The 23,335-nt window shown below is 73.0% G+C and carries 23 protein-coding genes; 12 read left to right on the top strand and 11 right to left on the bottom strand.

From position 1 onward, the window contains the following. Positions 1 to 47: 47 nt before the first annotated feature. Together HNR68_RS17635 and HNR68_RS17630 are read right to left on the bottom strand one after the other, a co-directional pair. A complete protein-coding gene (locus tag HNR68_RS17635) occupies positions 48 to 572 on the bottom strand; it encodes a lytic polysaccharide monooxygenase auxiliary activity family 9 protein (RefSeq protein WP_179722545.1) in 525 nt (174 codons plus the stop codon). Between the two features lie 294 nt (positions 573 to 866). Beyond that, entirely contained in the window at positions 867 to 2,429 is a 1,563-nt protein-coding gene (locus HNR68_RS17630; protein WP_179722543.1) for a non-homologous end-joining DNA ligase LigD, read from the bottom strand. 99 nt (positions 2,430 to 2,528) lie between these two features. Between HNR68_RS17630 and HNR68_RS17625 the strand changes: the two genes are divergently transcribed. The 5 genes from HNR68_RS17625 to HNR68_RS17605 all read left to right on the top strand — a co-directional run bounded on the left by HNR68_RS17625 (position 2,529) and on the right by HNR68_RS17605 (position 7,705). Then, positions 2,529 to 3,635, top strand: a complete 1,107-nt coding sequence (locus tag HNR68_RS17625) for an NAD(P)/FAD-dependent oxidoreductase (RefSeq protein WP_179722541.1) — start codon at positions 2,529 to 2,531, stop codon at positions 3,633 to 3,635. A gap of 365 nt (positions 3,636 to 4,000) precedes the next feature. Continuing rightward, positions 4,001 to 4,615 carry a dihydrofolate reductase family protein gene (locus tag HNR68_RS17620; protein ID WP_179722539.1) on the top strand — a complete coding sequence of 205 codons (615 nt, stop codon included), beginning with the start codon at positions 4,001 to 4,003 and terminating at the stop codon, positions 4,613 to 4,615. A gap of 64 nt (positions 4,616 to 4,679) precedes the next feature. Next, positions 4,680 to 5,438, top strand: a complete 759-nt coding sequence (locus tag HNR68_RS17615) for a lipoate--protein ligase family protein (RefSeq protein WP_179722537.1) — start codon at positions 4,680 to 4,682, stop codon at positions 5,436 to 5,438. A 192-nt stretch (positions 5,439 to 5,630) separates the two neighbouring features. Next, positions 5,631 to 6,755 (top strand): MFS transporter, encoded by a 1,125-nt coding sequence (locus tag HNR68_RS17610; RefSeq protein ID WP_179722535.1) that lies wholly within the window; start codon positions 5,631 to 5,633, stop codon positions 6,753 to 6,755. Between the two features lie 176 nt (positions 6,756 to 6,931). Then, the gene (locus HNR68_RS17605; protein ID WP_179722533.1) at positions 6,932 to 7,705 is read left to right on the top strand and encodes an endonuclease I family protein; all 774 of its coding nucleotides are present in this window, start codon (positions 6,932 to 6,934) and stop codon (positions 7,703 to 7,705) included. 39 nt (positions 7,706 to 7,744) lie between these two features. On the opposite strand, the gene HNR68_RS17600 is transcribed toward HNR68_RS17605, so the two are convergent. The 5 genes from HNR68_RS17600 to HNR68_RS17580 all read right to left on the bottom strand — a co-directional run bounded on the left by HNR68_RS17600 (position 7,745) and on the right by HNR68_RS17580 (position 12,504). Continuing rightward, positions 7,745 to 8,293, bottom strand: a complete 549-nt coding sequence (locus tag HNR68_RS17600) for a helix-turn-helix transcriptional regulator (protein WP_179722531.1) — start codon at positions 8,291 to 8,293, stop codon at positions 7,745 to 7,747. A 66-nt stretch (positions 8,294 to 8,359) separates the two neighbouring features. After that, positions 8,360 to 9,346 carry an NAD(P)H-dependent flavin oxidoreductase gene (locus HNR68_RS17595; protein ID WP_179722529.1) on the bottom strand — a complete coding sequence of 329 codons (987 nt, stop codon included), beginning with the start codon at positions 9,344 to 9,346 and terminating at the stop codon, positions 8,360 to 8,362. Between the two features lie 111 nt (positions 9,347 to 9,457). After that, positions 9,458 to 10,228, bottom strand: coding sequence for an SDR family NAD(P)-dependent oxidoreductase (locus tag HNR68_RS17590; protein ID WP_179722527.1), 771 nt, complete (start codon positions 10,226 to 10,228; stop codon positions 9,458 to 9,460). Position 10,229: 1 nt separating this feature from the next. Next, complete coding sequence (locus HNR68_RS17585; RefSeq protein WP_246330476.1) at positions 10,230 to 11,795, bottom strand: long-chain-fatty-acid--CoA ligase; 1,566 nt, start codon at positions 11,793 to 11,795, stop codon at positions 10,230 to 10,232. A gap of 82 nt (positions 11,796 to 11,877) precedes the next feature. Then, positions 11,878 to 12,504, bottom strand: coding sequence for a TetR/AcrR family transcriptional regulator (locus HNR68_RS17580; protein WP_343050210.1), 627 nt, complete (start codon positions 12,502 to 12,504; stop codon positions 11,878 to 11,880). A 127-nt stretch (positions 12,505 to 12,631) separates the two neighbouring features. On the opposite strand from HNR68_RS17580, the gene HNR68_RS17575 reads away from it, so the two are divergent. From HNR68_RS17575 to HNR68_RS17560, 4 genes are all read left to right on the top strand, one after another. Beyond that, complete coding sequence (locus tag HNR68_RS17575) at positions 12,632 to 13,894, top strand: acyl-CoA dehydrogenase family protein (protein ID WP_179722523.1); 1,263 nt, start codon at positions 12,632 to 12,634, stop codon at positions 13,892 to 13,894. A gap of 46 nt (positions 13,895 to 13,940) precedes the next feature. Beyond that, on the top strand, positions 13,941 to 15,020 hold the full coding sequence (locus tag HNR68_RS17570) for an acyl-CoA dehydrogenase family protein (RefSeq protein WP_179722521.1): 1,080 nt from the start codon (positions 13,941 to 13,943) through the stop codon (positions 15,018 to 15,020). Between the two features lie 90 nt (positions 15,021 to 15,110). Further along, entirely contained in the window at positions 15,111 to 16,325 is a 1,215-nt protein-coding gene (locus tag HNR68_RS17565) for an MFS transporter (RefSeq protein ID WP_218888341.1), read from the top strand. A 121-nt stretch (positions 16,326 to 16,446) separates the two neighbouring features. Next, positions 16,447 to 17,088, top strand: coding sequence for an HNH endonuclease family protein (locus HNR68_RS17560; protein ID WP_343050208.1), 642 nt, complete (start codon positions 16,447 to 16,449; stop codon positions 17,086 to 17,088). A 4-nt stretch (positions 17,089 to 17,092) separates the two neighbouring features. Here HNR68_RS17560 and HNR68_RS17555 read toward each other — a convergent pair whose 3' ends face one another. Together HNR68_RS17555 and HNR68_RS17550 are read right to left on the bottom strand one after the other, a co-directional pair. Beyond that, complete coding sequence (locus HNR68_RS17555) at positions 17,093 to 18,037, bottom strand: cutinase family protein (protein ID WP_179722519.1); 945 nt, start codon at positions 18,035 to 18,037, stop codon at positions 17,093 to 17,095. 31 nt (positions 18,038 to 18,068) lie between these two features. Continuing rightward, a complete protein-coding gene (locus HNR68_RS17550) occupies positions 18,069 to 18,707 on the bottom strand; it encodes a C39 family peptidase (RefSeq protein ID WP_179722517.1) in 639 nt (212 codons plus the stop codon). A gap of 313 nt (positions 18,708 to 19,020) precedes the next feature. Between HNR68_RS17550 and HNR68_RS27465 the strand changes: the two genes are divergently transcribed. The 3 genes from HNR68_RS27465 to HNR68_RS17535 all read left to right on the top strand — a co-directional run bounded on the left by HNR68_RS27465 (position 19,021) and on the right by HNR68_RS17535 (position 21,278). Continuing rightward, on the top strand, positions 19,021 to 19,980 hold the full coding sequence (locus HNR68_RS27465) for a LuxR C-terminal-related transcriptional regulator (RefSeq protein ID WP_179722515.1): 960 nt from the start codon (positions 19,021 to 19,023) through the stop codon (positions 19,978 to 19,980). A gap of 131 nt (positions 19,981 to 20,111) precedes the next feature. Then, positions 20,112 to 20,732: an L-threonylcarbamoyladenylate synthase gene (locus HNR68_RS17540; protein WP_179722513.1), complete on the top strand. Its 621-nt coding sequence runs from the start codon at positions 20,112 to 20,114 to the stop codon at positions 20,730 to 20,732. A 342-nt stretch (positions 20,733 to 21,074) separates the two neighbouring features. Next, positions 21,075 to 21,278, top strand: coding sequence for a cold-shock protein (locus HNR68_RS17535; RefSeq protein ID WP_179722511.1), 204 nt, complete (start codon positions 21,075 to 21,077; stop codon positions 21,276 to 21,278). A 105-nt stretch (positions 21,279 to 21,383) separates the two neighbouring features. On the opposite strand, the gene HNR68_RS17530 is transcribed toward HNR68_RS17535, so the two are convergent. Together HNR68_RS17530 and HNR68_RS17525 are read right to left on the bottom strand one after the other, a co-directional pair. Continuing rightward, positions 21,384 to 22,808 carry an MFS transporter gene (locus HNR68_RS17530; RefSeq protein WP_179722509.1) on the bottom strand — a complete coding sequence of 475 codons (1,425 nt, stop codon included), beginning with the start codon at positions 22,806 to 22,808 and terminating at the stop codon, positions 21,384 to 21,386. 21 nt (positions 22,809 to 22,829) lie between these two features. Next, positions 22,830 to 23,282, bottom strand: a complete 453-nt coding sequence (locus tag HNR68_RS17525) for a MarR family winged helix-turn-helix transcriptional regulator (RefSeq protein ID WP_218888340.1) — start codon at positions 23,280 to 23,282, stop codon at positions 22,830 to 22,832. Positions 23,283 to 23,335 lie beyond the last annotated feature (53 nt).

Below are 23,335 nucleotides of genomic sequence, written 5' to 3'. Positions count from 1 at the left end.
GCCTCCGAGGCCGGAGGCGGGCCCACCGGTTCACCGGGAGTGGTGAGTCACTCCGCCGCGCCCACGTTGACGTCGACGCAGGCGTAGAAGGCGTTGGCGGTGTCGGCGACGTTCCACACCGCCAGGACCTTCTGCGGGCCGCTGACACCGCTGAGGTCCACGGTGTGCGACAGCTGGTTCGGCGGCTGCTCGCCGCCCTGGTCGAACACGGCGACCCGGTTGCCGCCGATGAAGTACTCCCAGGTGCTGGTGGCGTGGGCCGCGGTGAGCGTCCAGTTGAACGTCACCGAGTTGCCGACCGGGGTCACCTCCCAGCCCTTGCTGTCGTCGTCGAGCTCGGCGAACGCCTCGTTGCCGCCGCTGCAGCTGGTCAGGCCCTTGGGGCCCTCGACGCTCTGCGGCTCGTACTTGATCGCGCCGCAGGACACGGTCTCCGCCGCGCACTGCGCCTGCCGGCTCGGCGGGGAGTCGATGTAGCCGTGCGCGCTGGCCGTGCTGGTCGGGATGGCCACCAGGAACGGTGCGATCGCAGCACCGACCGCGGCAGCGGCGAACTTCGGCTTCGTGTTCATCTCAGCTCCTTCGGGGGAGGGTGCCGCGCCCGCCGGACACCGGCGTTCCCGGGGCGCGGCGCTGGTCGAACTGGCCGAGGAAGGGGAGAGGGGCACTCCGACGACCGTTGGCCCTCCGGTGTGCGCACCGGGCGGACCGTGGTCTGGACCATATGCGGGTCGCTCGCTCGGGGTCAAGGAATGCGCACCGCGGAACCACGACGCGTTTTTCCCAAGCACGTTCCCGTTTTTCCCGCGCGCGGACCGGGTCCGCCGCCGTCGGCGAGACCCGGTCACCGCCGTGCGGCGGGGCGGTCAGACCGGTGGGAGCTGCTGCTGGACCTCGAGCAGCGGGGCGAACGGATCACCGACCTGCGCCACGCGGTCCAGCACCGTGCGGATCGTCCAGCGGTCCGGCGCCAGCTCCGGGTCGTCGAGCTCGTCCCACTCCAGCGGGACCGACACCGGGGCGCCCGGGTGCGGGCGGGCGCTGTAGGGCGCGACCAGGGTCTTGTTGATCACGTTCTGGGTGTAGTCCAAGCGCGCGAGGCCCCGGCGCTCGGACTTCGACCACGCCCAGCTGACCAGGTCCGGCACCGTGGCGCCGACCGCCCGCGACACCTTCTCCACCCACGCGCGCGTCTCGGCGTAGCTGTAGCGCGGCTCCACCGGGACCCAGATCTGGATGCCGCGCTGGCCGGTGACCTTCGGCCGGGCCTCCACGCCGAGGTGCTCCATCGCGGTGCGGTGCAGCCGGGCCAGCACCAGCACCTCCTCGAAGGTGGTGCGCTCGCCCGGGTCGATGTCGAACAGCGCCCACGTCGGGTGCTCCACGTCGTCGGCGCGCGAGGTCCAGGCGTGCAGCTCCAGCGCCGCGAAGTTGGCGAGCCAGACCAGGGCGGCGACGCTGTCCGGGATCAGGTACCACTGGGTGTCGTCCGGGCCGGCGTCGGGGTAGCGCCAGCGCTGCAACCAGTCCGGCGCGTGGCTCGGCACCGCCTTGTGCCAGAAGCCGGGCTCGTCGACGCCGTTCGGGAAGCGGTGCGAGTTCAGCGGTCGGCCCTCCAGGTAGGGCAGCATGACCGGCGCGATCAGCGCGTGGTAGCGGACCAGGTCGCGCTTGGTCACCGGGGGTTCGCCGTCGCGGCCCGGGAACAGCACCTTGTCCAGGTTGGTCAGCCTCAGGTCGCGGCCGTCCACCCGCCAGCGGCCCTTCGTGCCGAGCGCGTCCAGCGCGGCGATCTCGTCGTCGCTGGGCGCTCTCCAGCGGCCGAGCGGGACCTCGGCCTGGTCGGGCGGGAGGTCGCTGCGCCACATCGCCTCCGGTGCGGCGGCGACCTCCTCGTTGGTGCGGCCGCTCTTGACCGAGCGCGGGTGCTGCTCGGGGTCCCAGCCGGGCTGGGCGTGCTCGTCCTTCTTGTGCAGCAGCAGCCACTGGGTCTCGCCGCGCCGCACCAGCACGAACCGGCCCGCCAGCTTCTCGCCGTGCAGGTCGAAGTGCAGCGTGCCGGCCTCGATCGCGGCGGCCGGGTCCTCCTCCCCGGGGGTCCAGGTGCCGCGGTCCCAGACGATGACGTCCCCGCCGCCGTACTCGCCGGCCGGGATCGTGCCCTCGAAGTCGGCGTACTCCAGCGGGTGGTCCTCGACGTGCACGGCCATCCGGCGCACCGTGGGGTCCAGCGTCGGGCCCTTGGGCACCGCCCAGCTGACCAGCACCCCGTCCAGCTCCAGCCGGAGGTCGTAGTGGCGGCGCCGGGCCCGGTGCCGCTGCACCACGAAGCGGTTGCCCGTCCCGGAGGAGGTCCCGGCGCCGCGCGGCTCGGCGGTGCGGGTGAAGTCCCGCATCCCCCGGTACTTCGCCAGCCGCTCCTCGGCCACGCTCCCCTCCCTCGAACCGTGACGTGCGACACATGCTGTCACACTTCGGCGGTCCGTTCCGCTCCACGACCAGCAACGCGACGAGAGGGAGGACGGACGATGACGCAACGGATCGTGGTCGTCGGAGCGGGCTACGCAGGGCTGGTCGCGGCCAAGCTGGCCGCGCGCTGGACGCCGGCCCGGGTGACGCTGATCAACCCGCGGGACCGGTTCGTGGAGCGGGTCCGCCTGCACCAGCTGGCGGCCGGCCAGCGGTTGCGCGACCTGCCGCTGGCGGACCTGCTCCGGGGCAGCGGGGTGGAGCTGGTCGTCGACCGGGTCACCGAGATCGACCCCGGGGCACGCACCGTGCGGCTGGCGGGCACGTCCCGCGAGGTGCACTACGACCGGTTGGTCCACGCGGTGGGCAGCGCGGCGGACCGGACGGTCCGCGGCGCCGAGCACACCTTCAGCGTCGCCACCCACGACGACGCCCTGCGCCTGCACCAGCGCCTCGCCACCGCGGAGGTGGTCGCGGTCGTCGGCGGTGGGCTGACCGGCATCGAGGCCGCGGCGGAGCTGGCCGAGTCGAACCCGGCGCTGAAGGTCCGGCTGGTCACCAAGGGTGAGCTCGGCGCCGGCCTGTCCGAGCGGGGGCGGGAGCACCTGCGGCGCGCCTTCGCCCGCCTGGGCGTCGAGCTCCGGGAAGGCGCGGACGTGCGGGAGGTGCGCCCGGACGGGGTGCTGCTGGCCGACGGCGCGCACGTCGCGGCCGACACCGTGGTGTGGGCGACCGGGTTCCGGGTGCCGGACCTGGCCCAGCGCGCGGGCCTGGCGGTCGACGAGGACGGGCGCGTGGTCGTCGACGACGAGTTCCGCTCGGTCTCCCACCCGGAGGTCACCGCGGTCGGTGACGCCGCGGCCGGTCGCACGCGCACCGGGCTGGAGCTCCGCATGGCCTGCGCGACGGGGTTCCCCTCCGCCCAGCACGCGGTGCGCGCGATCGCCGACCGCCTGGCCGGGCGCGAGCCCCGGCCGCTGCGGTTCCGCTACCTCAACCAGTGCATCAGCCTGGGCCGCGCGGACGGCTTGGTCCAGTTCGTGCACACCGACGACAGCCCGCGGGGAGCGGTCCTCACCGGCCGCCTGGCGGCGCTGTACAAGGAGGCGATCGTCCGGGGCACGATCGCCGTCGAACGCCACCCGACCCTCCCCACCTCGCTGTGAGCCCGCACTGGTGATCCCGGGGCCGGTGCCTCCCAGAAGTCCGAAGTGGACGACGAGTCGGCGGGGCGTCCCGCTGGTCAGTCCACCGGCAGTTCGGTTCCGCCGGTGATCCGGCGGAGTCCGGCCGCCGTGGTGGGCGGGACCGTGCGGGCGTGCCCGCCGCGGCCCAGACCCGCGGGTGGTCGGCGAGGGCCGCGTCCACGACCGTGGGCGGCGGGCGCGGGTGGCCGACCGGGACCACCTGCGCCGATCACCTGGCCGGTGGCAACGCGGGTTTCCGGGCGTGGCGGGCGGCGGACCGTTGAGTTTCGCGGCGCGACCGTGTCTACCCAGTCGTCCGAGTGGATCGACCGAGAGGGTGCACGGTGGAACTGACGGTGATGGAGTTCCTGTCCCTGGACGGGGTCACGCAAGGGCCCGGGGCGCCGGACGAGGACACCAGCGGCGGGTTCACCCGTGGCGGCTGGTTCGTGCCGTACCTGGACGAGCAGTTCGTCCAGCGCGTGGTCGCGTGGAACGAGCGGGCCGACGCGTTCCTGTTCGGCCGGCGGACCTACGAGGCCTTCGCGCGGGACTGGCCGCAGCACACCGACCCGGACGACCCGTTCGCCGCGACGATGAACCGCCTGCCCAAGTACGTCGCCTCGAACAGCCTGCGCGCCGCGGAGTGGGAACCCACCACGATCCTCGTCGGCGACGTCGTGGCCCGGGTCGCCGAGCTGAAGGAGCGGCCCGGTCGGGAGCTGCAGGTCCACGGCAGCGCGCGGCTGGTCTGGTCCCTGCTGGCGGCAGGGCTGGTCGACACCCTGAGGCTGGTGGTCGCGCCCGTCGTGGTGGGACAGGGCAGGCGGCTGTTCCCCGACGGCGGGGAGCCGGTCGGGCTGCGGCTGGTCAGCAGCGAGGTGACCCCCGGCGGTCTCGCGCTGCAGACCTACCAGCCGACCGGGCGGGTCGAGTTCGGCACCTACGGCGGGTCCTAGACCCGGCGAACCACGCACACTGGACGTGGGATCCGGCTGGTCGGGGACGGATTAGGATCGGCCCGTGGAGCTCTACCGCGGGGCGCTCGGAGCGGGTGCCGACCAGGCGCAGGAGGTCGCCGTCGCGCACGCCATGCTGCGCCGGGTCAGCACCGGTGAGGCGGGTGCCGCCGTGCGGGTCTACCGGCCCGGCGGGGGAGTCGTGGCGTTCGGGCGGCGCGACACCCTGCTGCCGGGGTTCCCGGACGCCGTCCGGGCCGTGCGCGAGGCCGGGTTCACGCCGGTCGTGCGCGCCCCCGGCGGCCGGGCGGTGGCCTACACCGGGCGGTCCCTGGTCGTCGACCACGTCGGCCCGGACCCCGGGTACCTGTCCGGGATGGAGCAGCGGTTCACCGGCTACGCCGAGCTGTGGTCCGACGTGCTGCGCAAGCACGGCGTCGAGGCGCAGATCGGTGCGGTGCCCGGCGAGTACTGCCCCGGTGAGCACAGCGTGAACGCGCGGGGCGAGGTGAAGCTGGTCGGCACCGCGCAGCGGCTGGTGCGCGGTGCGTGGCTGTTCAGCGCGGTGGTGGTCTTCGACGACACCGAGGTGCTGCGCCCGCTGCTCAGCGAGGTCTACCGGCTGCTGGAGCTGCCCTTCGACGGCGCTTCCGTCGGATCGGTCGTGGACGAGGCCCCGGGCCTGCAGCTGGACGAGCTGGAAGCGGAGGTGGTCGCCGCCTACGACGCCCGCTACGGCCTGGAGCCCGCTGCGCTGCCGGAGGACGTGCTCGCCCGCGCGCGGGACCTCGTCGCCGACCACCGCGTCGACGTCGGACGCTGACCCGCCCCCGGAGGCGGGGCCGCTCGTCGTGTCCTCAGTGGAGGTCTCGGCGGTCCCCGGTCGACCGTGACGTGGCACGGAGTCCTCTCGACTTCGCTGGTGCGGTGTGGTCCACTGCCCGGGCAGGTAGTTCGCACGGCGAAAGGTTCGGGTGATGCGCGGGAGCCGGGGCGCTGCTGCGGGGTTCGCGCGGTGAACTCGCGGATCGCGCTGTACCTGGGAGGTCTGCTCGGTCCGTTCGGCGGTGGTGTGGTGGCCGCGATGCTGCCGGAGCTGGGCGCGAGCTTCGACGTCCCGCAGGAGGTCGCGGCCGGCTCGCTCACCGCCTTCCTGCTGCCGTTCGCCTCCGTCATGCTCGTCTCCGGCAGCCTCGGCGAGCGCTGGGGGATGGCGCGCACCATCCGGGCCGCCTACGTCGCCTACGCGCTGGCTGCGCTGCTCGCGGCGGTGGCGCCCTGGTTCTGGGCCTTCCAGGTGAGCCGCGCACTGCAGGGCGTCGCGAACGCCTTCACCACCCCGCTGTTGCTGGCCAAGCTCGCCGCGGTGACGCCGAAGGAGCGGCTGGGCCGGGCGCTGGGCACCTACGGCGCGATGCAGTCGATCGGCCAGACCTCGGCGCCACTGGTCGGCGGGCTGGCGGCCGAAGGGGCCTGGCAGTGGGCGTTCGTCGGGATCGCCGCGGTCGCGACGGTGCTCGCGCTCAGCCCGATGCCCCCTGACGAGCCCGCCGGCGAGCGGCGGCGCCCGGTGCCGCTGCGCGAGGCGTGGCGGCCGCCGGTGCCACTGGCGGGCGGGGTGGCGTTCGTGTCCTGGGCGGCGCTGGCGGGCCTGCCGTTCCTGGTCGCCTTCCGGCTCGACGACGCGTTCGCCCTGAGCCCGAGCGCGCGGGGGCTGGTGCTGACCGGGTTCGGCGTCGCCGGGGCGGTCACCGCTCGGCTGACCGGGGGAGCGGTGGACCGGTTCGGTCCGCGCGCCGTCGTGGCGTCGGGCCTGCTGCTGGCCGCGGTCGCGGTCGGCTCGATCGGGCTGGTCAGCTGGCTGCCGGCGGTGACGGCGGCGTGGGCCGTCGGCGGGATCTGCGGGCAGCTGGTGCTGGTGGGGCTGCACACGACGGTGCTCGGCGGCGGAACCTCCGGCAGCGGCGGTGTCATCTCGGTGGTGACCGCGCTGCGCTTCCTGGGCATGGCCGCCTCGCCGGCGGCGTTCACCGGGCTCTACCGCCACGACGCGGCGCTGGGCTTCCTCGTCCCGGCACTGCTGCTGGTGCTGACCGTTCCCGTTGTTTCCGTTTGGTGGCCGCGTCGGGACCGCGCGTGACCGCCGGGTCCTCGGCCGTTCTCCCAGGCAGTGCGCCGTCCAGCGCCCGCGGGCGCCGGTGACGACGGCGCGCGTGATCACTCTCCGAAATCGCGCGTCCCCGTTCGGTTTACCCAATGGTGATCGTTCGTGTGGCACGCTTCCCCGCGGTTGTACACGGGGAGAGGACCACACTGATGAAAACCACCCGATGGAAGCCGTTGACCCTGGCGCTCGGCATCGCCCTGGTGGCGGTCCCGGTACCGTCGGCCGGCGCGTCCACCGTCGACGACTACTACGAGGGCGCGCTCGGCAAGACCGGCCCGGAGCTCGAAGCCGCGCTGCACGAGATCATCAGCAGCGGGACCACCACGCTGACCTACGACGAGGTGTGGGACGCCCTCAAGGCCACCGACGAGGACCCGGACAACCCGAACAACGTCGTGCTGCTCTACAGCGGACGGTCGCAGAGCAAGGACAGCAACGGCGGCGGCGCCGACGAGTGGAACCGCGAGCACGTCTGGGCCAAGTCGCACGGCGACTTCGGCACCGCGCCCGGCCCGGGCACCGACGTGCACCACCTGCGCGCCACCGACGTCTCGGTCAACGCCGAGCGCGGCAACAAGGACTTCGACGCGGGCGGCGACGAGGTCGCGGAGGCGCCCGGCAACTTCACCGACGACGACTCCTGGGAACCGCGCGACGAGGTCAAGGGCGACATCGCGCGGATGGTCTTCTACATGTCGGTGCGCTACGAGGGCGACGACGGCTTCGCCGACCTGGAGGTCAACGACGAGGTCGACAACGGCAGCGCCCCGAACATCGGCCGGCTCTCGGTGCTCAAGCAGTGGCACGAGCAGGACCCGCCGGACGCCGCGGAGCAGCGCCGCAACCAGGTGATCTTCGACCAGTTCCAGCACAACCGGAACCCGTTCATCGACCACCCGGAGTGGGTCGAGGAGATCTGGTGAGACCGCGCCGGAGGGGCCGGCGCCGGCCCCTCCGGCGGGTCAGCGGGGGCTGTCGGCCTCGAGCGCGCGCGCCACCTCGTCGCACCAGTCGACCATCGACCGCTCGTAGCCGATCCCGCCGCGCAGCACCAGGTACTGGTGCAGGGACTGGCCGGTCAGCCCGGTCGGGTCCGGGAAGTCGCGCTGCTCGATCGCCTGGTACACCGCGAGCCGCTCGGCGTGCCTGCGGCGGTGCCTGCGGACCTCGGCGAGGACCTGGCCGACGTCGCCGTAGGAGGCGCCGCGGATCTTCACCGACAGCTCGTTGCGGATGGCCGGTGGGTCGGCCGCCGGCTCGGCGAGCCAGCGGGCCAGCTCGGCGGCGCCGGAGTCGCTGACCCGGTAGACCTTCTTGTCCGGCCGCTTCTCCTGCGCCACCTCGTCGCAGGACACCCAGCCCAGCTCCACCATCCGCTTGAGGCTGCGGTAGATCTGCTGGTGGCTGGCGCCCCAGAAGTACCCGATGGACTTGTCGAACCGGCGCGCCAGCTCGTACCCGGATCCCGCGCGCTCCTGCAACGACACCAGGATCGCGTACTCCAACGACACCGATCGACTCCTCGGGCTCGGGTGGGCACTGCCGGTGCCGACGATAGTCCGCTGTGGACGCGTGGATCAGGCGGTGGGGCTGATCAGGGAACCGAGCCGGCCCCGGACCAGCTCGGTCGCCTCGCGCACGATGCGCTGCACCAGCTCGTCGACGGTGGGGACGTCGTCGATCAGGCCCTGCACCATGCCGACGCTCCAGACGCCCAGCTCGGTGTCGCCCTGCTCGTAGACCTGCCGCCCGCGCGACCCGGCGACCAGCTCGCGCACGTCCTCGAAGCTCCCCCCGGCGTCGAGCCGGGCCACCACCTCGCGGCTGACCGAGTTGCTGGCCACCCGGGCGGTGTTGCGCAGCGGCCGGAAGATGAGCTCGGTGTCCCGCTCGTCGGCCGCGACGATGCGCTTCTTGACCTCCTCGTGGATCGGCGACTCGACGGTGCACATGAAGCGGGTGCCCATGTTGATGCCGTCGGCGCCGAGCGCGAGCGCGGCGACCAGGCCGCGCGCGTCGGCGAACCCGCCGGAGGCGATGATCGGGATGTCCAGCTCGTCGGCGGCGCGGGGGATGAGCACGAGCCCGGGCACGTCGTCCTCGCCCGGGTGCCCGGCGCACTCGAAGCCGTCGATGCTCACCGCGTCGACGCCGAGCTGCTGCGCCTTGAGCGCGTGCCGGACGCTGGTGCACTTGTGCAGCACCTTCACCCCGGCGGGCTTGAAGGCCGCGACCTGCTCGGCCGGGTTGGACCCGGCGGTCTCCACGATCCGCACGCCGGACTCGATGATCGCCTGCCGGTACTCGGCGTAGGGCGGCGGCGTGATGGCCGGCAGGATGGTGAGGTTGACGCCGAAGGGCTTGTCGGTCAGCTCGCGGCAGCGGGCGATCTCCTTGACCAGGTCCTCGGGCGTGGGCTGGGTGAGCGCGGTGATCATGCCGAGCGCACCGGCCTCGGCGACGGCGGCGACCAGCTCGGCCCGGCCGACCCACTGCATGCCGCCTTGCACGATGGGGTGCTCGACGCCGAACTCCTCGGTGAACCTGGTCCGCAAGCTGCCCATGACACTCCCCTCCCGTGGTGCTGCGCCCGCGACCGTACTATGCACCCAGTTGCAATGCAACGAGTTGCATAGAGGGCCGCGCCGCACCGCTCCCGGGAGGAGAGAGGCGGGTCAGAACGAGACGTAGCCGCCGTCGACCGTGATGGCGTCCGCGGTGTGGAAGGAGCTGGCCGGGCTGGCCAGGTACACCGCGAGCGCGCCGAAGTCCGACGGAGTGCCCCAGCGGCCGACCGGGACGCGGGGCAGCACCTTGCGCTGGAACGGCTCCGACTGCAGCGCCGGATCGGCCAGCGGCGTGCTCACCCAACCGGGCAGCACGGCGTTGGCGCGGATGCCGTGCCGGGCCAGTTCCACCGCGATCGACTTGATCATGGAGATCAGCCCGGCCTTCGAGGCCGCGTAGGCCTGGCCGCGCGGCTGGCCCTGCTGGGCGGCCAGGCTCGAGGTGCCGACCAGGCTGCCGCCCTCGCCCTGCGCGAGCAGGCGCCGGGCCGCGGCGCGCAGGGTGAGGAACGCGCCGTCCAGGTTGACGCGGGTGACCCGGCGGAACTCGCTGAGGTCGGTCTCGGTGAACCGCGTCCCGGCGCCGCCGACCCCGGCGTTGGCGAAGCAGGAGTCCAGCCGCCCGAACTCGGTGACGACCTGCTCCATCGCCTGCTCGACCTGGTCCTCCTCGGCGACGTCGCAGCGCAGCGCGCGCACCCGGCCGCCGTGCTGCGCCAGCTTCTCGGCGGCCGCCTCGTTGCGGTCGGCGTTGGTGCCCCAGATGCACACGTCCGCCCCGGCGGCGGCCAGGGCGTCGGCCATGGCCAGGCCGATGCCGGAGTTGCCGCCGGTGACGACGGAGACGTGGCCGGTGAGGTCGAAGGGGTTGCCCGACATGTCACTCCTGCACGGTGAGCTGGCCTGCGGCGTGTTCGGTGCGCAGCTGGGTCTTGAGGACCTTGCCGCTGGGGTTGCGCGGCAGCGCGTCGACGACGGCGATGCGGCGCGGGCGCTTGTAGCCGGCCAGCCGGTCCCGGCACCAGTCCGTGACGTCGGCGAGCGTCGGCGGGTCGGCGGGGTCGCGCGGGGCGATGACCGCCAGCGGCGCCTCGCCCCACCGCTCGTCCGGCACGCCGATCAGGGCGACCTCGGCGACCCCGGGGTGGGCCGCGAGCACGTCCTCCACCTCGGCGCAGTAGATGTTCTCGCCGCCCGAGATGATCATGTCCTTCTTGCGGTCGACCACGTAGAGGAAGCCGTCCTCGTCCTCGCGCACCAGGTCGCCGGAGTGGAACCAGCCGCCGCGGAAGGCCTCGGCGGTCTCCTCGGGCTTGCCCCAGTACTCCTGCATCACCGTCGGTCCGCGGTAGACGATCTCGCCGACCTCGCCCTGCGGCACGTCGTTCATGTCGTCGTCGACGATGCGCACCTCGACGTTGAGCATCGGCTTGCCCACCGAACCGATCTTGTGCAGCGCGTCCTCCCCGCGCAGGATCGTCGTCACCGGCGAGCACTCGGTCTGCCCGAACGCGGTGGTGATGTCGGTGCCCGGGAACTTCTCGAACATCGTCCGCAGCAACGTGGTGGAGGCGGGAGCCGCGCCCCAGGTGATCCGCCGCAGCGCGGAGAGGTCGTGGTCGGCGAGGTCGGGCAGGTCGCAGATCGCCTGCCACTGCGCGGGGACCAGGAAGCAGGCGGTGACCCGCTCGCGCTTCAGCAGCGCCACCGTCTCCGCGGGGTCGAACCGCCCGGAGGGGGCGATCACGATCCGCCCGCCCTGCAGCAGGTAGGGGAGGATCCCGGAGACCCCGGCGATGTGGAACAGCGGGACGCCCACCAGCCACACCCGGTCGTCGCCGCTGATGCCGTGGTGCACCGCGGAGCTGAAGGTGTGCATCAGCAGGTTGTGGTGGGTCAGCACCGCGCCCTTGGGCCGACCGGTGGTGCCGGAGGTGTACATGATGTAGGCCGGGGAGCGCTCGTCCACGGCGATCTCGTCGTGCACGGGGGAGGCCGCGGCCAGCGCGTCCTCGTAGTCGCCCGACCCGCCGAAGACGAGCTGGCAGTCCACATCGGACGCCTTCTCCCGCGCCTTGCTGACGACCTCGGTGAAGGCGTCCTCGACGACGACCGCGCGGGCACCGCTGTCGGCCAGCACGTAGGCGACTTCGTCGGCGACCAGCCGGAAGTTGACCGGTACGCAGATCGCGCCGAGCCGGGCCGCGGCGAGGTAGGACTCGATGACCTCCGGGCGGTTGCGGCCGAGCACCGCGATCCGGTCGCCTGGCGCGACACCGCGTTCGGCCAGGGCGTTGGCCAGCCGGGTGACGCGCTCGTCGAGCTCGCGGTAGGTGGTGCTCTTCCCGTTGGAGCGCACGGCGATCTCGTCGGGGATCTTGCGAGCGTGGCGGGCGACTTGGTCGCTGGTGGTCATGCCTCGGCTGGACAGCGCGGGTGCTGGCATCGCTACCTCGTCGGTGAGAGCGGCGTGACGTGCCTCATACTGCGTTGGCCCGTCGGTGGCGGTCAACCCTGACTGCCGCGCGTCAGCCGTCGAAGAGCAGGCGCCGGGTGATGGACTTCCACACCGCCAGGTGCGGTGATCGGGACGGGGTGCGGTCCTCGAACGCGTAGGCCATCGCCGCGCCGCGCATGCTGGTGAACAGCATCTCGCGCAGCTGCGGGTACACCGGGTGGGCGCACACCTCCGGGCCCCAGATGCGGTCGGAGACCGCGCGGATCGCCCGGCGCAGCTCGCGTTCCTCCGGCCGGAGGGCAGCGCTGAGCGCCGGGTTGGTCCGGGCGGCGGTCCACAGCTCCATCGCGGCCCAGAAGTGCGGTTCGTGGAAGGTCTCCCACAGCAGGTCGATGCAGCGGTCGACGCGGCGCGGGCCGTCGGGCATGCCGGCGAGCTGCTCGGCGACCCGCCGCTCGGTCTGCGCCAACCGGTCCCGCGCCAGGTGCTGCGCGGCGGCGACCAGCAGCTCGTCGCGGGACGGGAAGTGGTGCAGCAGGCGTCCCCGGGAGACCCCGGCCCTGGCCTGGATGGCCAGCGTGGAGGCGCCCGAGTAGCCGTGCTCCACCAAGCACTCCACGGCGGCCTCGAGGATCAGCGTGCGGCTGTCGGCCGCCCGTTCCTGCCGGCTGCGCTGGTCGTTCCGGGTCCTGTCCACCCCAGCAGGGTACCCGTCGCGAGGTGCTCCACTGTGGACGGTGGGGCGCGAAGGGTGTTCGGAGCGCGTCCGATCGGTTACAGTCAGCGTTGACTGATCGGTTGCCGCCGAACCGGAGGGAGACCGCATGAGCACCCCTGAGTCACCGGCCCGGGACCACCACCGCAGCTCAGGGGACGCGACCCCGCCGCCGGCCGACGACGGCTTCCGCGCCAAGGCCCGCGAGTTCCTGGCCCGCCACGCGCCCGGGCCGATGGAGGGGCTGGACGCGGCAGAGCAGCTGCGCATCGCCAAGCGGTTCCAGGCCGCCGCCTACGACGCGGGGCTGATCGGCATCACCTGGCCGGCCGAGTACGGCGGCCAGGGGCTCACCGCCGCGGAACAGCAGGCCTACGACGAGGAAGCCGCGCACCACGACCTGCCCACCGGGGTGTTCATGGTCGGCATGGGCATGTGCGGGCCGACCCTGCTGGACCTGGGCACCCACGAGCAGAAGGCCCGCTACGTGCCACCGCTGCTGCGCGGCGACGAGATCTGGTGCCAGCTGTTCTCCGAGCCCGGCGCCGGGTCGGACGTGGCCAGCCTGCAGACCCGAGCGGTGCGCGACGGCGACGAGTGGGTGGTCAACGGCCAGAAGGTGTGGACCTCGGGTGCGCAGTTCGCCGACTTCGGCGCGCTGCTGGCCCGCACCGACCCGGACGTGCCGAAGCACCGCGGGATCACCATGTTCATCGTGGACATGCACAGCCCCGGCGTGACCGTGCGGCCGCTGCGGGACATGACCGGGCGTGCCCCGTTCAACGAGGTCTACTTCGACGACGTGCGCCTCCCGGCCGACGCGGTGATCGGTGAGGTCGGCGGCGGCTGGCTGGCGGCGCTCACCATGCTCGGCCACGAGCGCGTCTCCATCGGCGGCTCGGTCCGGCGCGGCAGCGACCCGCTGGCCTTCGACAACCTCGTCGACCTGGCCCGCCGCCGGGACCGCGCCGACGACCCGGTGGTGCGTGACCGGCTCGCCGAGCTCTACGCGCACGAACGGGCCCTGGCGCTGTTCAACACCAAGCTGCGGCAGGAAGCGGAAGCCGGTGCCTCGCCCGGGGCACGCGGCTCGATCGCCAAGCTGGCCGGAGCCGAGCTGCTGTGGCGGGCGGTGGACACCGCCGGGCTCATCGCCGGGCCGGCGCTGACCTCCTGGGAGGAGGGCGACGCGGCCGCCGAGGAGATGGCCGTGGCCATCAACGGCACCCCCGCGTCGAGCATCGCCGGCGGCTCCAACCAGGTGCAGCGCAACATCATCGGGGAGCGCCTCCTCGGCCTGCCCAAGGAACCCCAGGTGGACCGCGACGTCCCCTTCCGCGAGCTGAAGGTGGGCACCCAACGGACCCCGTGACCCGCCCGGACCGACCTGCCCGACCACCGACCTCCAGGAGTGTGCGATGCAGCTGGTGCTGGACCAGGAGCAGCAGGAACTGCGGTCCGCGGTGCGCGGTCTCCTCGCCGAGCACGCACCGCCGCAGCGGGTGCGGGAACTGGCCGAGGCCGACGGCCACGACGCCCGGCTGTGGCGGCGGTTGTCGGCCGAGCTCGGGGTGACCGGCCTGGTCGTGCCCGAGGAGCACGGGGGAGCCGGTGCCGGTCACGTGGAACGGGCGGTCGTGCTGGAGGAACTCGGCCGTGCGCTGGCGCCGGTGCCGTTCCTGGCCTCCGCGGTGCTGGCCACCGACGTGCTGCTCGCGCTCGACGACACGGCGGCGCAGGCGGAGCTGCTGCCCGCCATGGTCTCCGGGGAGCTCGTCGCGGCGGTGGCGTGGGACCAGGAGTCGGTGCCGAGCGCGACCCGGCGCGACGGTGCGTGGGTGGTGGACGGGCGTGCGCGGCGGGTGGTGTCCGGCGACATCGCCGACGTCGTGCTGGTGCAGGCCACCACCGGGCAGGGCACCGCGTGGTTCCGGGTGCGCGGCGAGCACGTCGCGCGGACCCCGCTGCGCACCCTCGACCCGACCCGCCGCCTGGTGGACCTGGACTTCGCGGCCGCGCCCGCCGAGCCGCTGTCCACATCGGACCCGGACGCGGTGCGCGCGCGGGTGCGCGACCTCGCCGCCGTGGCGCTGTCCGCCGAGCAGCTGGGCGGCATGGCGCGGGTGCTGGAGATGACCGCCGAGTACGCGAAGGTCCGGGTGCAGTTCGGCCGCGCCATCGGCTCCTTCCAGGGCGTCAAGCACCGCCTGGCCGACATGTGCTGCGCGCTGGAGCAAGCCGAGGCCGCGGTGCGCTACGCGGCGTGGGCGGCCGACGCCGCCGCCGAGGAACTGCCGCTCGCGGCGGCCCTGGTGCAGGTCCTGGTCGCACCGGCCACCTTCCAGGCCGCGGCCGACACCGTGCAGCTGCACGGCGGGATCGGCTACACCTGGGAGCACGACGCGCACCTGTACTACAAGCGGGCCAAGACCTCCGAGCTGCTGCTGGGCACCCCGGACCAGAACCGCGCGCGCCTGGCCGACCTGCTGCAGGTCTGACCGTGCAGTGACGGATCTCTCGCCTGCGACCGGCCACCGGTCTGCGAAGCTGTAGGAGCTCGTGACCCGGGGCGTGCGCGGCGAGGAGTGGTGCGACGAGTGCAGGTGGACGACCGGCCCTTCGCGCTGCGGACCGTGGCGCTCGCCGCCTTCGGCCCGACCCTGCTGTTCGCCACCGGCGAGGGCGCCATCATCCCGATGATCCCGCTCATCGCCGCCGACCAGGGCGCCGGCCTCGGGATGCAAGGGCTGATCGCCGCGCTGCTCATGGTCGGTGAGCTGGTCGGTGACGTGCCCAGCGGGGTCCTCGTGCAGCGGCTCGGCGAACGCACCGCGATGATCACCGCCGCGGTCGTCTCCGTGCTGGGCCTGCTCGGTTGCTACTTCTCCCCGAACCCGTGGGTGTTCGGCGCGAGCGTGTTCGTCGTCGGCCTGGCCACGGCGGTCTTCGCGCTGGCCCGGCACGCGTTCATCACCACCACCGTGCCGGTGCGCTACCGGGCCCGGGCGTTGAGCGTGCTGGGCGGGCTGTTCCGGGCCGGCTACTTCATCGGCCCGTTCCTCGCGGCGCTGGTGCTGCTGGTGACCCCGGACGAGCGCGCGGTCTTCCTGCTGCACATCGCCTTCGCCCTCGCCACGGTCGTGCTGCTGCTGTGCACCGCGGACCTCGGCACGGGGCCGGGGGACGGCAGCGAGCAGGCGCACCAGGGGCTGGTCGCCACGCTGGTCCGGCACCGGGGCGTGCTGCTGCGGATGGGCACCTGCGCGGCGCTGATCGGCGGCTTGCGCGCCTCGCGGATGGTGGTGCTGCCGCTGGTGGCGGTCGCGACCGGGCTGCCGTCGTCGACGACGGCGGTCATCATCGGCGTCGCAGGCGGCATCGACTTCGCCCTGTCCTACAGCTCGGGCCAGATCATGGACCGGTTCGGGCGGCTGTGGGCGGCGGTGCCGTCCATGGTGGGCCTGGGCGTGGGGCACCTGCTGCTGTTCGTGGTGAGCGACGTGCCCACCTTCGCCGCCGTCGCGGTGCTGCTGGCGCTGGCCAACGGCACCAGCAGCGGGATCCTGATGACGCTCGGCGCGGACCTCGCGCCGCAACCGGGACCCGCGCCGTTCCTCGGGGCGTGGCGCTTCACCGCCGACTTCGGGCAGGCGGTCGGCCCGGTCACCGTCTCCGGGCTGACCGCGCTGCTGGGCGTCGGCCTGGCCGGCGCCGGCATGGGGGTGCTGGGCCTGCTCGGCGCCGGGATGCTGCTGCGCTACGTCCCCCGGTACGTCCCCCGCCGGGCCGTGGCCGGTCGCTGAGACCGCCCGTGTGCCAGGCCACACCGCCCACCCGGCGGAGTGAACCCGCACCGCACCGGATGATCGAATGCTCGCGGAGGACGAAGTCCCCGCACCACGGGTGGTCTGGAGAGGCGGAGCTGTGAAGAAGTCGGCCTGGACGTCGGTCGTGGCAGCGGTGCTGCTCGCGCTGATGTGGGTGGTGTTCGAGTCAGGGCTGCTGGACAGCGGCAGCAGCAGCCAGGCGACCGGGACGGCCGCCGAGCAGCTCGAGGAACTCCGCGTGGCGCCGTCGGGTTCGATGGACGGCTACTCCCGCGAGCGGTTCCCGCACTGGAAGGCCCAGCCCCAGGCGGGGAAGAACTGCAACACCAGGGAAGCGGTGCTCGCCCGCGACGGCGTCGACGTCCGGACCAACAACGCCTGCGAAGCGGTGTCCGGCACCTGGACCTCGGCCTACACCGGCGAGACGATGACCGACCCCTCCGACATCGACATCGACCACATGGTCCCGCTCGCCAACGCCTGGCGCAGCGGCGCGAGCGCCTGGGACGACGCGCGTCGCGAGCAGTTCGCCAACGACGTGCGGCTGCCGCAGCTGGTGGCCGTCGACGCCAGCTCCAACCGCAGCAAGGGCGACCAGGACCCGTCGCAGTGGAAGCCGGAACGCGCCGCGTGGTGCGACTACGCGACGAAGTGGGTCACGGTCAAGCACGCGTACGAGCTGACCGTGACCCAGGCCGAGAAGCAGGCGCTGCGGGAGATGCTGGCCACCTGCTCCTAGGGCGTCACGTCGCGTCGAGGACTGCGAACCAGGGTGATTCGGCCTGCAGCCGCTCCAGCACGTCCGGGCTGATGAACCGGCCGAGCTGCTCGCGGGCCTCGACCACGGCCTGCCGGGCCGCCGCGTCCTGGCCCAGCTCCTGCTGGAGCTGCCACGGCGTGCCGATGTCGATCGGCAGCGGCGGCCCGTGCGGGACCCGCTGCGGCTGCGGGTGCAGCGTGAGGCCGGAACCCAGGTCGCGGGCCGGGTTCAGGTCGTAGCCGTGGTCGCCGCTGGCGTACCCGACGAGGCCGTTGGCGAACGCGGCCAGGTTGGTGATCATGTTGTTGGAGTTGCAGATCCCGTCGTTGACGTTGCAGATCTCGTGCACCGCCAGGTCACCGAAGTCGTGGCCGCCGCGCATCGTCACGCCGGGCAGGATGGTGGGCACGTTGGTCTCGATGCCACCGGCCACACCGCCGATCCCGCCGTCCCCGAACGCGCGCCGCGGGTTGCCGTAGAGCACGCCGTTGACCTGCTCGTGCGGGATGGAGCCGTCCCGCGCGAGGGTCTGCAGCACTTCTCCGGCCACCAGCGCGCCTTCCGAGTACCCGGCCAGCACCAGGCGGGACCCGGAGCAGCCGGCGTGGAAGTCGCGCACCGCGCGCTCCAGTTCGGCGGCGCCCTGCGCGACCGACTCGTCCAGGGCGATGCGGTCCTTCACCGGGAAGACACCGGCGTAGTAGGGCACCTGCACGATCTGCCACCCGGCCGGTGGCGAGGCGTTGAACGCCGAGCTGTTCCAGTTCGTCAGGGTCTCCCCGTGCCCGTAGCCGTCGACCTCGAAGACCGCGGTGTCCGGGCACGCCTCGGCGGCCGAGTCGGTCGCGAGGGGGAGGGCGGCGGCGCCGATCGCGACGGCGGCGGCCGCAGCACCCAGCAGACGGGCCGTGTTCTTGCGTGTGCGCATCAGGTTTCCTCCTCGTCCAGCGGGGCGGGGATCAGGCGCTGTAGCCCTTGGGCGGGATCAGCGAGGCCAGCTGGTCGAAGGAGAGCCAGTAGATCTGGTTGCCGCTGAACGAGGCCGGGTCGGCGATGAGCACGGTGCGGTCCGTGTCGTTGTAGCCGATCACCGTGAAGTAGTGGTAGATCGTCTGGTCCGGCGGGTAGCCGGGCGGCTGGTTGCCGGGCGGCGCGACGATGTTGGCGACGATGGGGTAGCCGTTGTCGATGTCCAGCACGATGTCGTTCCACAGCAGGTCCTTCTGGGCCTGCGTGGGCGGGTCGTCGGGCATTTCCTTGGTCTCGTACCAGCCGACGTAGCTGCTCAGCACGCGGGTGACCTGCCCGATCCAGTCGGTGCCGCCGGTGTGCGTGCCCAGCTCGGCCGCGAGGTCGGCCTGGCTGCGGTAGATCCCGCGCGCGGACAGCGCGATCCGCGTGGCCGCGGGCCCGCACCAGTAGCCCGTTTCCTGCACCTGGTAGTCCACGTGGAGCACGTGCTCGCCGGACGGTCGGACGACGGGCGCGGCCGGGGTCGGGGACGACGCGGGCGACAACGCCGCGGCGGGTGCGGCGGCGGCACCGGTGACCAGCAGCGTGAGGGCTGCCGCTGAGGCCGCCCACTTCGAAGAGAACATCCTGCCTCCTGCACGACGAGCCCCCCGGTCGTGCGCACGCTCCGCTGGAAGTCGTTGCGGCACAGGCCTTGTCGACGCGGCCGGTGAACGAGCAACGCGTTGCGCGCACATGATGTTGGAATTCGGCACGGATCCTGCCAAGATCGAACCGCGCTGCGCCAGGTCTGGGGCTGGCTCACCTGGGCCATCGCACAACTGCGCCAATCCGGCGCTTCTCCGGCGGTGCTGCGGTCCGCGGCGTCGCGTTGACCGCGTTCGACCAGACGTTCTAGGCTTCGCCGCGAAGGTCGTCCCGCCCCGCCGGAAGGTCCACGTGCTCGACGTCCTCGCTGCCGACAGCGACCAGGGGCGCGTGTACCGCGCGCTCACCGCGCGGGGGCGGCTGCCCCGCGACCTGCTGGTGCGCGACACCGGGCTCAGCGCCGAGGCGGTGGACGGGGTGCTGGCGGAACTGTCCGAAGTGGACCTGGTCGCCGAGGTCGGCGCGGACCTGTGGGAAGCGGCGCCGCCGGAACGGGCGGTGGCGGCCGCGTTGCGCGCGGAGGAGGACCGGCGGCGCGAGCTGTGGCGGGCCGGTGAGGAACTGGACCGCCTCTACCACCAGGCGCAGCGCGGTGCCGGGTTCTCCCGGCACGTCGAACCCGTCGAGCACCCGGCCCGGCTCATCATGCTCACCGCCCGGTTGCAGGAACGCGCCGCCGAACAGGTCCGCTGGCTGGACCGCCCGCCCTACAGCAGCACACCGCGCCACTTCCAGGCGCAGGAGGAGATCCAGGCCCGCCGGATGGCCGAGGGCGTGCGCTACCGGACGGTCTACAGCCAGAACGTCTACGACGACCCGGGCCTGTTCGCGGCCATGACGAGGATGGCCGAGCTCGGCGAGCACGTCCGCCTGCTGTCGGAACTGCCGGTGAAGCTGACCATCGGCGACGACGAGATCGCCCTGCTGGTGCCCGAACCCGACCGCACCGGCCTGGAAGGCGCGCTCGTGGTGCACTCCTCCGGGCTGCTCAACGCGCTGTGCGGGCTGTTCGAGACGCTGTGGACGCTGGCGCTGCCGGTCTCGGTGAAGCGGGAGCAGGACCAGCTCTCCGACCGGGACCGCAGCATCATCACGCTGATGGCGGCGGGCGCCACCGACGAGGCGATCGCCCGTCGGCTCAACCTCTCCCGCCGGACGGTGGTGCGCCGCATCGCGGCCCTGCTGGACCAGCTCGGCGCCACCACGCGGTTCCAGGCCGGGGTCCAGGCGGCCAAGCGCGGCCTGCTCTGACCCCGGTCGGCTCGCGCGGCCGTCCACCGCGGGTGGTCGCACCCGCCCCGGACCGAGCCGGCGGTCCGCCGACTGCTCCGAACGGTGCTCTCCTGCGGCTGGTCGGCGGCCGGAGCCACTAAGCTCTGCGCATGGCGAAGTACTTCGACGTGCATCCGGAGAACCCGCAACGGCGCGCGATCGGGAAGGTGGTGGAGGTCCTCCGCCAGGACGGGTTGATCGCCTACCCGACCGACTCGTGCTTCGCCCTCGGCGCCCAGCTGGGCAACAAGGAGGGCATGGACCGCATCCGCAGCATCCGGAACCTCGACGACCGGCACCACTTCACCCTGGTGTGCCAGAACTTCGCTCAGCTCGGCCAGTTCGTGGTCATCAGCAACGCCGTGTTCCGCGCGATCAAGGCCTCGACGCCGGGCAGCTACACCTTCATCCTGCCCGCGACCAAGGAGGTGCCGCGCCGGCTGCTGCACCCGAAGAAGAAGACCGTCGGCGTGCGCATCCCGGACCACGTGGTCGTGCAGGCGCTGCTGGCCGAGCTCGGGGAGCCGATCCTGTCGAGCACCCTGCTGCTGCCCGGCCAGGAGGAGCCGATGACCCAGGGGTGGGAGATCAAGGAGGAGCTCGACCACGTGCTGGACGCGGTCATCGACTCCGGGGACTGCGGCACCGAGCCGACCACGGTGGTCGACTTCTCCGGGCCCGAACCCGAGGTCGTCCGGTACGGCGCGGGCGACCCCTCGCGCTTCGAGTGAGGACTTTCGCCCAGAGCTGAAGAGCCGCCCTCGCCCGGCCGGGTGGTCCGCTGGACCGGCCGCGAGCCCTCGACCTCGGGGAACGCGCGGTCGGGTCGGTGCGCGGTGCCTTGTCGGCTGCGACACGCGGGCGCACTCGCGGGGGCGCGTCGCGGCGAAGACGTGTACGCTCAGCCTCGGTCGTATTTCTGGGGTCGTGTTCGCGCACACTCGCAGGATGGTGATGCGAGCGTGCTGCTTTCTGGTCGTAGCCGGAGGAGTCGCCGTTCGAGATCCGCGACCCAGGCAGTCGCGCAGTGTGACCGCCTGAAGTAGTACCGGCTCCCAGAAGGAGAGAAGAGCATGGCACAGGGAACCGTGAAGTGGTTCAACTCGGAGAAGGGCTTCGGCTTCATCGCTCCGGACGACGGCGGCCCGGACGTGTTCGTCCACTACTCGGCCATCGACGCGCGCGGCTTCCGCACCCTCGAGGAGGACCAGAAGGTCACCTACGAGGTCAGCCAGGGGCCGAAGGGTCCGCAGGCCGCGGGCGTCCGCGCCGTCTGAGGAAGGTGGACCGGCCCGTCCCGCACCGCGGCACGGGGCAGTAGCACCGCTTCTTGACGAAGGCCTCGCACTCCGGTGCGGGGCCTTCTCGCACGTCCGGGGCCGTCAGGCGCGGCGCTCGCGGAGCGCGGCGACCAGCGAGGTCGCCAGCAGCACCGCCGCGAGCGCGGCGATCGACAGGCCCATCCGGTGCAGGCCGAGGTCGGTGGCGTTCTCGCCGATCACCAGCGCCAGCAGCGCGGCGGCCAGGTTCGCCCCGACGTACTGCGACGTGCGGTACAGCCCGGACGCCGCGCCCATGCGCTCCGCCGGGGTCACCGCGTACATCGCGCGCTGGTTGCCCATGTTGTTGAAGCCGTTCGGCACGCCCAGCACGGCGGAGACCAGCAGCAGGAGCAGGACCGGCGAGCCCGCCCCGGGCACGGTCAGCAGCAGCCCGGCGGCGCACAGCGCGGCCGTGCCGACGACCAGCGCCGCGCGCGGGCCGCGGCGGCGCTGCAGCCGGTTGGCCAGCAGCGTCGAGACCACACCGACCGCGGAGACCGGCAGCACCACCAGCCCGGCGCCGACCGGACCGAGGCCGCGGCTCTCCTCCAGCCACTGCGGGAACCCGTAGAACACGCAGTAGAACGCCGTGTAGGTCACGATCGTGCGCACGTAGGTGAACGACAGCGCCCGCCTGCCCAGCAGTCGCACGTCGAGGAACGGGTCGCGAGCGCGCAGGCCCCACCAGGCGGTGAGCGCGGCGGCGGGCACCGCGACCGCCAGCCACCACCACTGGACGGTCTCGCCCAGCGACAGCAGCCAGAACATCAGCGCGGTGATCGCCGCGGCGAACAGCACGATGCCGACCGGGTCGACCCGCCACAGCGCGGCCAGGCGCCCGCGGTCGCGCCGCGCCGACGGGTCCGCCGGCCCCCGCCAGAGGATCACCAGCGCACCGACCACGGTCAGCGGCACGTTCACCCAGAACACCCCGGACCAGCCGAACGCGCCGACCAGCAGGCCGCCGAGGGTGGGACCCAGGGCGGCCGTGACCTGCGAGCAGACCGCCAGCGCGGCCAGCGCGTTGTTGGGGCGGGCGCGCAGCCGGTCGGCGGCGTGGCGGACCATCGCCACCCCGCACGGGTACTGCGCGGCCGTGCCGATGCCGATGAGGATGCGGCAGACCACCAGGGTCGGGACGTCGGGCGCGAACGGCGCCAGCGCCGAGGTGGCGCCGACCAGCAGCAGCCCGGCGAGGCTGGTGCGGCGGGGCCCGAGCACGTCGGCGACGCGGCCCATCGCGGGCGCGGCCACCGCGGTGGCCAGGTACAGGGCGGAGACCAGCCAGGTCACCGACGTGCCCGCGTCGAACACCTCGCGGATGCTGACCAGCGCGACCGCGATCATCGACGAGTTCAGCGGCTGCAGGACGGTGCCGAAGGCGATGGGTGCGATGAACCTGCCGGGCAGCTCCGGGGCGTCGGCACCGCTCACCGGCAGGTGTTCAGCATCGCTGTCCTTCTTCGGATCGTGCGTTCGAGGCATGGGTCTCCCGCGGCGCGCGGATCAGGAGTCGGCCAGCCGGTCCAGCAGCCGGGCGGCCAGCACCAGCAGGTCGCGCTCCACATCGCTGAGTTCGGACATCGCTCGGGCCAGCCACGCCTCGCGGCGCTGCCGGTCCTGCTGCACCTGCTCGCGGCCGGCGTCGGTGATGCGGACGATCGCGGCGCGGCGGTCGTCCGGGTCAGGCGCGCGTTCGGCCAGTCCGGCGGAGATCAGGTGCTGCACGATGCGGGCCATCGACTGCGGCGTGACCCGTTCGGCCACGGCGAGCGCGCTGGTGGTGGCGGGCCCGTCGCGCTCCAGCCGGCCGAGCACGGCCAGGCGGCCCAGCGTGAGCTCGCCGGGATCGCGCTCGGCCCGGAGCCGACGCGCCAGCCGCATCACGCCGTTGCGCACGTCGGCGGCTGCGTCGGCGACCCCGGTGGTGGTCTCGGTCTCGGGGTCGTGCCGGCTCATGTCTTCAGCATAGCTGTCCATCTCGCGGCCGTGACCGGCCGCCCGGGGCGCTT

The sequence above is a fragment of the Saccharopolyspora hordei genome, assembly GCF_013410345.1.
GTDB lineage: Bacteria > Actinomycetota > Actinomycetes > Mycobacteriales > Pseudonocardiaceae > Saccharopolyspora > Saccharopolyspora hordei.
This window is presented reverse-complemented; position numbering and strand designations above follow the sequence as displayed.